Here is a 12007-nt window from a genome sequence, read left to right as displayed (position 1 = left end):
TAAATGGATCTTGAATCCACTAAAACAATAAAGAAAATGAAAAAATTAATGTTAATGGTTGCAATTGCAGCCTTCTCAACCGGAGTATTTGCTCAAACCGCTCCTGTAAAATCAGAAAAAGCAACGACTTCTAAAGAAAAAGTAGCAGCTCCAAAACCTCACAGTGAGAAAAAAGAAGTAAAAAAAGCAAAGTCAGCTGAAACTAAGAAACCTGACGCAACTCAGAATAAGAAATCTGACGCAACTCAGACTAAGAAATCTGACGCAACTCAGAATAAAAAAACTGACGCAACTCAGAAAAAACAATAAATTTTTGGTAGACGGTTAAAGTCAAAAATCCTGGAAAGTCAGGATTTTTACATCATTCTGTTTCGCTTAACCAAATAAGCATTTAGTACAGGATAAAATCCTTCGTTAATATCAGCATCTATATAATCTATCCGATATTGCGCACATTTGAGCATCAAGGTCTGTTTAAAATCAGCCATAGCTTTTAGATAGGATTCTTTTACCTGGCTAGGCTGCACCTTTACTTCCTCTCCACTTTCTGTATCAACAAAAACATAAGGTCGGTTATCAAATTTAAACTCCTGTTCGAGGCGTTTATCTGTTACATTAAATAAAATCACTTCATGCTTATTATGTTTCAAGTGTTGTAAAGCAGAGAAAACAGCATCTTCATTTTCTGCGCTTTCCATCATATCACTAAATATTACCACCATGGAACGTTTGTGAATATTTTCAGCAATTTCATGAAGTGCATTTACTAACGCCGTAGTTTTTTTTACAGGTTTGGCATTCAACAATTTTTCTAATTCGAAATAAATAAAGCGTTGATGAGGTGTGGTAGATTTTGCCTGGGTTGACAATAGTACCTGTTCAGCAAAAACACTTAATCCGAATGCATCGCGCTGACGCTTTAACAAATTGATTAATGAGGCTGCACAATAAACAGAGAATTGAAGCTTATTAACTGAACCATCCGGATAGTACATCGATGAGGAGGCATCTATTACTAACTGACAGCGCAAATTGGTTTCTTCTTCAAATCGCTTGGTAAATAACCGATCAGTGCGACCGAATAACTTCCAATCAATATTTTTAACCGATTCACCTTTATTGTATAAGCGATGCTCGGCAAACTCAACTGAAAAGCCATGAAACGGACTCTTGTGCAAACCGGTAATAAATCCTTCTACCACCTGATTAGCTAATAATTCAAGATTGAGTTGCTGTAATTCTTCTTTATTTTCGAGCATAACTATGAATCTGAGATTTAAAAATTGAGAGATTTTCAGACTACCTCATCAAATCAAATATACTTTTATCAACTTATTATCTAAAAATAAAAATGGCCTAGGAAATTCCAAGGCCATTTTGAAACTATTGTATTAATATGCTTATCCTAATTGTGCTTCCAATTTACCGGCTAAGACTGATTTTGGAACGGCACCAATTTGTTTATCAACGATTTCACCGTTTTTAAAGAACAATAAAGCTGGGATATTACGAATACCAAATTTCATTGATACTTCAGGATTGTTATCAACATCTACTTTTCCGATAACAGCTTTGCCTTCGTATTCGCTAGCCAGTTCTTCAACAACAGGACCCACCATGCGGCATGGACCACACCACTCAGCCCAGAAATCAACTAATACAGGTTTATCTGATTTCAATACAACTTCTTCGAAGTTTGCGTCGGTTATTACTAAAGCCATATTTTAAAAATTTACGTTTGCAAATATAACAGATTGAGTCAATAATTGTTCCAACTCCAACTTTATGATTTTATTCTGACAGAATTACTTGTCGGTTTATACTACTTAAGTTACTGACAATTCAAAAATCAACTGACAAACTGCCAAATCTTCATTCCTTTCCAAATTTATTTACCAGGCAATTTCTTTGGAAACAGTAATTACTTCCTGGAGCTTAATATCTTTTGATGAAGAACCCACCATTAGTGTGAACTGGCCTGGCTCTACGACTTTTCTCATTGTTTGATCAAAAAGAGCTAAATCCTCACCTACTAGGGATAACTTCACCACTTTTTCTTCTCCAGCTTTTAAGTGAACTCGTTTAAATCTCTTCAATTGTTTAACAGCTGTAACTACAGAGCTTACATTATCTCTTATGTACAACTGAACCACCTCGTCTCCATCAAATTTACCCGTATTGGTAAGCTTAAATTCTGTCTCAACATTTATATCAGACCCCGTTTCCGAAACTTTAACCTTCAAGTCCTGATAAGCAAATGAAGTATAACTCAAACCAAACCCAAAAGGATACAATGGTTTCTCATCTATTTCGACATAGCCATGAGGAGAAGGTTTCTTATGATTGTAATACACTGGGAGCTGTCCTACCGATTTCGGCACCGAAACAGTCAAGCGACCTGCTGGGTTAAAATCACCAAATAATACATCTGCGATAGCATTTCCACCTTCTTGCCCAGGGTACCATGCATCTACTATAGCCGGAACATTTGCCGCAGGCCAGTTAAGATTAAGAGGACGGCCTTTAATAAGTACCAACACCACAGGTGTCCCGGTTTTTACCACTTCTTGTAAAAGTTTCAACTGATATCCCATCAAATCAAGTGTTGAGCGATCAAACCCTTCCCCACTTTCCATATCACTAATGGTTTTCTCAGAAACAAGAGCAGCTCCGGTATTTTGATACTCTGTTTTAAAATCGCGCGCGCTTGACCCTCCTAGCACTAATATGGCTACTTCTGATTTTTTGGCCACCTCTACGGCTTGAGCAATTGATTGTTCTGTTGTATCACGAATATTGCACCCCTTTATGTAATTAACCTCCATACCTTTCCCTACCTTATTCTTTATTCCTTCAAGAACAGTAACGATTCGTTCATCTGGTTGAGGAGCCGTATAATCGCCTAACTGATTGTAAATATTATCAGCATTAGGACCAATAACTGCTATTTTCTTTAGGTTTTTGCTAAGGGGCAAAAGTTGTTTTTCATTCTTAAGTAAGATAATCGATTTCTTAGCTACCAGGTTAGCCAACTGGGTATTTTGAGTTGACCCTACCAATTTTGAAGCATTGTTTTGATCAACAAATGGTTGTTCAAATAAACCCATTTCAAATTTCAGTCGAAGGACCCGGGAAACAGCCGAATCAAGTACGACCTGAGACACTTTTCCTTGTTTAAATGCTTTAAGTAAAGCCTCACCATATCCGTAACCACCCAAATCCGAATCCAAACCTGAGTTTATTGCCAGTGTTGCGGCATCTTCTTTTGAGGCTACCACAGCATGATTGCTATAAAGACCTGATATGCTACCAAGATCCGAAACCGTAAAACCTTTAAACCCCCAATGATCTCGAAGAATTGATTTAAGCAGATATGCATCTCCTGTACATGGTATTCCATCCACAGAATTATATGCCGTCATAACCGACCTAGCTCCTGTCTTAACTGCAGCCTCAAAAGGAGGTAAATAAAACTGAAACAGTTCACGCTGCCCTACTGCGTTGCTACCTCCATTATGGCCACCATCCGGATTGCCATAGGCAACAAAATGCTTAAGTGTCGAGGCAATATTTTTCCCACTCTTAAGATTATTTCCCTGAAACCCTTTTACCATTGCTTTGCCCATTACTGAATTCAGGTAAGTATCTTCCCCATAAGTCTCTTCCAATCTTGACCAACGAGGCTCCCTCGCAAGATCCAAAATAGGCCCATACCCTATGTGTGCACCTTGAGACCTTGCTTCGGAAGCAATAACAGCGGCCATTTGTTCAATTAATTCAGGGTCCCAAGTACTTGCCTGACCAATAGCCGTTGGAAAAACTGTTGTTCCTATGGCCATATGCCCATGCGGGCACTCTTCAGCAAGTAACAATGGAATTCCTAACCGGGTATTATTGATCACGTACCGTTGTAATTCACTAGTAGCCCTGGCCGCCAGTGTAGGATTCAATCCTGATAACAATGTTTTCTTCGTCCAAGGATCGGCCCTTAATGTAGCCCAAAGCATTCCGATATGTTGTTCGGCTACAGATTTCTTAAACAAATCACTGACTACAACCTGTTTCCCATTTTTTAAATACATATCCCAACCTAACAACGTTGATAATTGCCCCACCTTTTCTTCGGTAGTCATTCTACCAAGTAGGTCGCTTATCCGGCTATTAATCGGAGCGCTGGCATCTTTATACAAAGGATTCTGAGCATAGGTCAGAGTGGCAAAACACAAAACCAACAGTAAAAGAAAAGTACTTCTAAAATTCATATAAAGTCTTATTACTCAATTGCAACATTTTTTTCTGCAACATTCCATCCTTGCAGTTTAATTAGAGGAGCCGCTTGATTTGGGTTCGGTTCAAATTCTATAACCACTTTCTTTTCAGCACCCGGCAAAACCGACAGGTAGTTATCTGAGTAAAACACAGGAAGGATTCTTTTTGATGTTTGTTTATCAACTACAGACAATCTGTTAAAGAATGCTATCCTTCCCCCTTCTGGATTCTTCAAAGTTACCTCCACTGTACCCGGAGATAATTTCCGAACTTTTAATTGAAGATCTGCACTTTTCATTTCTTGCAAACCCGAATACTTCCCTTGAGAATCAGGCAGCCAGTAAAAATTATCACTCAGTACTTTTTTATTTTCATCAAGTAACCTTAATGATAAAAATGCTCCTTTATCTTTTGCTACCACATCAACTTCTTTTTTTATTGAAAGATATTTCTTTACACTTGATGCATCAATATTTGAAAACACCTGCGTAAGAAGCTTCTCTTTTCCCTCCATGTCAATTACCTTAACCTCTAGCATCAGATTCCGCTGTGCTTCGACACCATTATTAACCACCATCACCATTCCATCCACCGGATTACACATGATGTGCAAAAGCTCACTTCCTGACCTTAAACCGTATAAACAGGCATTGGGATCAAGATAATAATCGTACATCTGCCCTCTCATGGCAGTCCATGGATTTTGGGTTTTCCAAATAATAACTCCGGTATACCAATCCCACATCTTTGAACTAAAGCCTTCAATTAACCCCCTATACTGATCATAATTTACCAGTTGTGCTTTTAGGGCAAAATCTTCAATGTCTTTCGGCTTACCATAGGGCTCTATAAATTGGCCGTACCCCACCCCTGAATATTTATGATAAGTCCATACAGAATCTGTCAATTCAGCTGGTTTCATTCCTGGCTGTAAAAAAGGCACAATCATATTTTCCTTGGGAATAAATCGTTCAAGAGATTCGTAATCACCTATTCCCACTGACCCAACTTCACTATTGAAAGGATAAGTTTGCTGCTCCCAAAAAGTACTGATCTTTTGAATTCCATACGGGCCATCGCCATTTCCGCCTATTGAATTGTACGACATCTCATCGGCATTGGAATATTCAACAAACCATCGGGTACCATCCAAAGCCGGCAAAATAGAGTCCCTTAACGCAACTAAGATATCTTCGGGTGGAGTCATTTCATTTCCTCCACACCACATGGCAAGCGATGGATGATTGCGCACCATTTTAATCATATCAGCAGCTGACTCAAGAAACAACTTATGATCGTCCGGATATTTCCTTCGTGTCCACTGATCCTCCAATTTCATAGGGTCTATCCATCTTCCGTTACAATCTCCTGAAATCCAGAAATCCTGAAATACCAGCAACCCGTATTTATCACAAGCTTCGTAGAACTCCGGTCGTTCCACCAGTGCTCCTCCCCATATCCTGATCAGGTTTAAATTCATGTCTCTGTGAAAACGCACTTCAGCATCATACCGTTCTTTAGAAAATCTCAGCATTGCGTCAGATATAATCCAGTTTCCACCTTTAATAAATATCTTCTGTCCATTAACCAATACCTGCTTACTTCTAGTTCTTTCATTCCATTCAGTCTGTATTTCCCTAATCCCAAACGAAACAGTTTCTGCATCTGTAACAACAGTTCCATTTTCCACAAATTCAAGGTTAATTTTGTAAAGAGGTTGATCTCCATAACCTGCTGGCCACCATAAACGAGGAGTATTGATTGTCAGCACTGGTAAATTTACCGTTAAAACAGAATTGGCCTTTAGTAATACTGCTTTAGATATAGTCTTACCGTCAAAATTATAGCGTAAAACACCCTGTATTGCTTTATTAGTGGCATTGTGTAAATCAGCCGATACTTTAAGCTGTGCAGGAGCCTGCCTCCCGGTGGTTTTTCTTTTTCCAGGAACCAATGTTACCACATGCGGATCATTGACATTAACAGCTCCAGTTTGTTCGATATAAACCTTATCCCAAATACCTGTATTTCGATCGCGTATAGGTTGTATCCAGTCCCAGCCGGCAACATATTGATGAGATACATTTCGGGCTATGGTCCCATCCCCACCCTGTCCACCATTGGGATTACCTACTGGATCAGGAGGATACACAATTACCACCAAACGGTTATTTCCGGATTTTGATAAGAGAGAAGTAATATTAAAGGACTTTCTGAGGAACATTCCCGCAAAAGGTGAAGCATTTACTTTTTTCCCATTTAAGAAAATATCACAGCTGTAGTTAATACCTCTAAATGTAAGCCATACTTGACTATTTCCTGATGGAATAATTTCCTTGAAATCTTTAGCGAACCAATATGTGTAATAATCTCTTCCAGTTTGATAAATATCAGGTATCTTCTTATTATTCATCCCCCAAAAAGGATCTGGGATTTCTTTGTTTGCCAGCATTGTGGTTAAAACGGTACCTGGAACAACTGCAGGTTTCCATGATTGTAAGGAATATGGAAGCGATGAAATAACCGTCCCGGCATCCTTAACTAAAGTCTTTGGTGCGCAAACCCAACCCGAATTCAGTTCGTACCTATTTTGAGCTGTTAACCTGGGAGTAATGGAGAGTAAAACTACAATTAATAAGCCTAATCTTTTCTTCATGTTTATGCTTGTAAAAGGTTTGGACGAATAATTATGTTGTACCATTAAGTTCATTACAATTATTCGTAAACCATTATAGATTTTACGCTAAAAATACAATTTTACTAAAACGATTTAGCAAGTATTGTAAATATTACAACAATACATTCAATCTAATAACATTCTCCCGGGTTAAAATACCAAAAATAAAGGCTACCCCTTTATGAGACAGCCTTCGATAAATTAATCAATTTGTTAATTATTTCTTTACCCCACCAAAATGAAAACCAACACCAATACTGAATTTATCCAGGAAATTAGAATTAAATCCTCTACCATAAGAAGATAGGTTACCATTAACAATTTCAGTTGCTTGAGAGATCTTGTACTCTACCGGCTTTATATAAGAATAACCTACATCAAATAAATTCAAACGAATCTTAAAGCGGCTTGTTGGAAAAAAACCAGATTTCCAGCTATTTTGGCTGCAAATACATTACTCTTTGATGTTGTATTAGTTGTTATTGTTGAATAAATACGGGAGTAATTAAGCATTCCTTCTGCAGTAGCTAGTTCAAACTAAAGTTTACGTTTTAAACTTTAAGCAATAACTGAAGAAATTTAATTAACATAATTACTTCTTGAAACCAAAGTGGTATCGAAGGGTAAACATTATATTATCAAGTGATTTTGCAAAAGAGAAATCAAATAAAGAAACTGAACTGTCAGAATCTAACTCATCATTTGAATTAAAAGATTTATTTTTTGAATATCCTATATTTACAGCCCCAATTCCGGCCTCACAGCTTAATCGTTTAAATGGAAAGAATGCTATACCACCTTGCAAACCAAGACCAACATTAAAATATTTATAATTACTTAGGAGCAGTGATGCATTAGCATCGTAATTATGACTTTTAGCAATCGTTGTTGATAAGTTTGCGGCCCCAAATGCACCAAATTTATTTCCGAACATAAAGTATTGCTTACCAAAGACACCTGCGGTATAATTCTTACTATTTTGATCGGTGCCATTACTTGAATTATCGTACCTAGCATCATTCTTACCAAAACCTGCAAATAGTCCCAATGAAACCTTATCTTTTATAAAATAAGCATAGTCAATGTTAACTGAAAAATTACTTTGATCACTCGTGTATACATTAACTCCACTTACAGTGTAATTACTATTCCTAGAACTAAAACTAAGCCCAATCGATTGATTCCCTTTATTAATTTGTGCATTAGCCGCAATAGATGTTGCAACTAGGACAACAATAGCAAATAGATGTTTCATTTTTGATTACGTTATTTAATAATTAATTATCAAATATTCATTTAAGTAATTAATTCAAAGTAAAGATTTAGTAACAAAAAAGATGTAAACATCAAAAAAGCCTCAATATTTTAATACTGAGGCCATTATTTTTAAAATTCAAAAGACTAATTCAAACTAAAGTTTACATTCTTAAACTTTCCAATCTCACTCATGAAATTGTTATTTGGATCTACTTTTATCGATTTTGAAGGAAGATCTAACACAATCCGTTCAAGTGCATCAATCACATTCAACTTTAGTTTACAATTACCCGGATTAGCTTTACATAATGCTTCCAGATTATCAATAAATTCTAACGTAAGTTCATGCAGTGGAAACGATAGAGTAACATTCTTTGCCATTTTCTCCCGTATTTCCGACAGTAATTGTATGCTTTCCACCTTGAACTCTAAATTATCAGCCTGACCGAAACGAGGTTTAAACGAGCCTCGAACAAATACCAATAGTCCCGACTGGAAGAAGTGTTTATTTTTTAGATAATCCTCTGAAAACATAATCATCCGATGACTACCCGAATAATCTTCGAAAGTGAATCCGCCAAATGGTTTTCCATGTTTGGTTAAACGCTCTTCAGCCGAAGTAATAATACCTGCCACTACCAATGTTCCTGGTTTTGGAGTTGCTAAATCAATTATCTGAGAATTACAGAAATTCTCAATTTCCAGCTTATAATCATCCAAAGGATGGCCGGAAATGTACATTCCAACAACCTCTTTCTCGAAACTCAACTTCTGCAACAAACTCCACTCTTCCGAATCCGGAAGTGGTGGTTCCGGCACATGGGCATCCGCCGTCCCTCCAAACAATGAGTTCTGAGCGCTGTTTTGGTTGGCAACGAAATCGTTTCCGTATTTCACCAGGCGTTCAATACCATTTAATCGATCCGAAATGTTTACACCAAAGTATTGTGCACGATGGTACTCTCCATAGCAATCGAAAGCTCCTGAATACACTAAATTCTCCCATGATTTCTTATTAACCGCACGTAAATTCACTCTTCTGGCAAAATCATAAACCGATTCATAAGGACCATTCTCTTTACGTTCGGTCACCAAACTCTCAATGGCCGCTTCACCCAAACCTTTAATACCCGACAAACCGAAACGAATCTGCCCTTTCTTAGTTGCAGTAAAGTGAAGCGCACTTTCATTCACATCAGGACCCAAAACTGGCACACCGATACGTTTACACTCTTCCATGAAGAAAGTGATCTTATCAATCTGTCCTTTGGTATGAGTTAATACCGAAGCCATATATTCAGCCGGATAATGCGCTTTTAAGTAAGCAGTTTGATAGGCAACGAATGCATAGCAGGTGGAGTGCGATTTATTGAACGCGTAAGATGCAAAGGCCTCCCAGTCAGTCCAAACTTTTTCTAACACTTTGGCATCATGCCCTTTTTCTTTGGCATTATCAATAAACTGCGGTTTCAGTTTATCCAACGTTTTACGGTCTTTTTTACCCATCGCTTTACGCAGCACGTCGGCATCACCTTTGGTAAAGTTGGCAAGTTTCTGCGAAAGCAACATCACCTGCTCCTGATAAACGGTAATCCCATAGGTATCGAAGAGGTATTCCTCCATGTCGGCCAAGTCATATTCTACCGCTTTACGTCCATGTTTACGCTCAATAAAGTCGGGAATGTACTCGATCGGTCCCGGACGATACAGGGCGTTCATGGCAATCAAGTCTTCGAACTTATCGGGCACCAGATCTTTCAGGTATTTCTGCATACCCGGACTCTCAAACTGGAACGTACCATTGGTTTCGCCACGTTGGTAAAGCTCAAAGGTCTTCTGATCATCCAACGGGATATAATCAATATCGAATTCTACTCCATGATTTTCCTTGATCATACGCAACGCATCACGGATAATGGTAAGGGTCTTCAAACCCAAAAAGTCCATCTTGATTACGCCGGCATCTTCAATTACCTTTCCCTCGTACTGCGTAACCAACAGATCAGAATCTTTGGCTACTGCTACGGGAACGATATTCGTTAAATCTTCTGGGGCAATGATGATACCCGCTGCGTGGATACCTGTTCCGCGGATAGAACCCTCCAAAATCAGGGCTTCCTTAATTACTTTAGAACGAAGATCAGATCCTTCACGAATTTCGCGAAGCTGCTTCACGTTCTCTATATCTTCAGGACCAAGTCCCTCTTTATCTTTCAGTGATTTATCCCCATCGATAGGGGCGTTCATCACCCTATCCAAAGAAATACCAGGCTTATCAGGTACGAGTTTGGCCATGGCATTCGAATCGGGCAAAGGTAAATCCAAGGCACGAGCCACGTCTTTGATACTCATCTTGGCGGCCATGGAGCCGTAGGTAATGATTTGTGCTACCTGTGTCTTGCCATATTTATCAACCACATAATCAATCACGCGCTGACGGCCCTCGTCGTCGAAGTCCGTATCAATATCGGGCATTGACTTACGATCGGGATTCAGGAAACGCTCAAACAGGAGATTGTATTTAATCGGGTCAATATTGGTGATACCGATACAATAAGCCACGGCTGAACCCGCAGCTGAACCACGGCCCGGACCAATGAATACGCCCATATCGCGTCCGGCCTTAATGAAATCGGATACGATAAGGAAGTAACCGGCAAATCCCATTGTACGAATGGTATGCAGCTCAAAATTGATACGTTCTTCCTTATCCGGTGTCAGGTCATCTCCATACCGTGCCCTTGCTCCTTCCCAGGTAATATGCTCCAGATATTGCATCTGATCGACAAAGCCCGGTGGAATTGGGAAGTTCGGAAGCAAAATGTCTTGCTTTAGTTTCAGCAGGTCAACCTTATCGACAATCTCATTGGTATTATCAATTGCTTCCGGAATGTCATGAAACAAGGCATTCATCTCTGCCTGAGTTTTGAAGAAGAACTGGTCGTTAGGGAAACCAAAACGATAACCTTTACCACCTTCCTCATCCGTTGCAATTGGAGTCGACTGAATATCACCGGTGTTAATACACAGCAAAATATCATGGGCATTGGCATCTGCCTGATCCACATAGTGCGAATCATTGGATGCAATCACCTTTACATTGTATTTTTTAGCAAAGCGAAGAAGCACTTCGTTCACTTTTACTTGTTCGGGCAGATTATGGCGCTGCAGTTCGATATAATAATCTTCACCGAAAATATCCAACCACCATTTAAATTCCTTTTCTGCTGCTTCTTCGCCCTCATTTAAAATGGCCTGCGGAACCGAAGCCCCAATACAACAGGTAGTAGCAATAAGGTCTTCATGATATTTTAAAATCAATTCCTTATCAATACGAGGCCACTTACTGTATAACCCCTCCATGTATCCATACGAACAAAGCTTGGTAAGATTCTTATAGCCATTGGCGTTTTTGGCAAGGAACAACTGGTGATAGCGCTTATCTTTTTTCTCTTTGGAAAACTTCTTTTCATGACGATCGGCCACTACATAGAACTCACAACCAACAATCGGTTTTACCTTGTTATCATGCTTACCGGCTTCGGCAACGAACTTGAACACGCCGAACATGTTACCATGGTCGGTAATGGCAAGAGCGCGCATGCCGTCATTGGCCGCCTTTTTAAAAAGCTTGGAGATATCCGCAGCTCCATCGAGCAGGGAAAACTGAGTATGTACGTGCAGGTGACTGAATTCAGGCATTTCTTTGAGAGTCCTTGATCAATAATTAAAAGCCTAAAACCTAGACTATCAACCTATTGAAAATTAACAATATCTAAAATAAAGGAATTTCAAAGGTAATGA

The 12007-nt window shown here is 38.9% G+C and carries 8 protein-coding genes; 1 reads left to right on the top strand and 7 read right to left on the bottom strand.

The features are described 5' to 3' along the window. Positions 1 to 36 precede the first annotated feature (36 nt). Positions 37 to 309 (top strand): hypothetical protein, encoded by a 273-nt coding sequence (locus L2B55_RS06600; RefSeq protein WP_237849766.1) that lies wholly within the window; start codon positions 37 to 39, stop codon positions 307 to 309. Positions 310 to 356: 47 nt separating this feature from the next. Here L2B55_RS06600 and L2B55_RS06595 read toward each other — a convergent pair whose 3' ends face one another. The 7 genes from L2B55_RS06595 to dnaE all read right to left on the bottom strand — a co-directional run bounded on the left by L2B55_RS06595 (position 357) and on the right by dnaE (position 11905). Next, positions 357 to 1259, bottom strand: coding sequence for a DUF58 domain-containing protein (locus L2B55_RS06595; protein WP_237849765.1), 903 nt, complete (start codon positions 1257 to 1259; stop codon positions 357 to 359). Between the two features lie 141 nt (positions 1260 to 1400). Then, positions 1401 to 1721 (bottom strand): thioredoxin, encoded by a 321-nt coding sequence (trxA, locus tag L2B55_RS06590; RefSeq protein ID WP_103787890.1) that lies wholly within the window; start codon positions 1719 to 1721, stop codon positions 1401 to 1403. Between the two features lie 171 nt (positions 1722 to 1892). After that, the gene (locus tag L2B55_RS06585) at positions 1893 to 4262 is read right to left on the bottom strand and encodes a glycoside hydrolase family 3 N-terminal domain-containing protein (RefSeq protein WP_237849764.1); all 2370 of its coding nucleotides are present in this window, start codon (positions 4260 to 4262) and stop codon (positions 1893 to 1895) included. 11 nt (positions 4263 to 4273) lie between these two features. After that, the gene (locus L2B55_RS06580; RefSeq protein WP_237849763.1) at positions 4274 to 6925 is read right to left on the bottom strand and encodes a glycoside hydrolase family 2 protein; all 2652 of its coding nucleotides are present in this window, start codon (positions 6923 to 6925) and stop codon (positions 4274 to 4276) included. A gap of 238 nt (positions 6926 to 7163) precedes the next feature. Further along, the gene (locus L2B55_RS06575) at positions 7164 to 7337 is read right to left on the bottom strand and encodes a hypothetical protein (RefSeq protein ID WP_237849762.1); all 174 of its coding nucleotides are present in this window, start codon (positions 7335 to 7337) and stop codon (positions 7164 to 7166) included. Positions 7338 to 7538: 201 nt separating this feature from the next. Further along, entirely contained in the window at positions 7539 to 8201 is a 663-nt protein-coding gene (locus L2B55_RS06570; RefSeq protein ID WP_237849761.1) for an autotransporter outer membrane beta-barrel domain-containing protein, read from the bottom strand. Positions 8202 to 8347: 146 nt separating this feature from the next. Beyond that, entirely contained in the window at positions 8348 to 11905 is a 3558-nt protein-coding gene (gene dnaE, locus L2B55_RS06565) for a DNA polymerase III subunit alpha (RefSeq protein WP_237849760.1), read from the bottom strand. Positions 11906 to 12007 lie beyond the last annotated feature (102 nt).

Source organism: Solitalea lacus (assembly GCF_022014595.1).
GTDB lineage: Bacteria > Bacteroidota > Bacteroidia > Sphingobacteriales > Sphingobacteriaceae > Solitalea > Solitalea lacus.
Note: the sequence above shows the minus strand (reverse complement) of the source record. Positions and strands in the feature narration are given on the sequence as shown.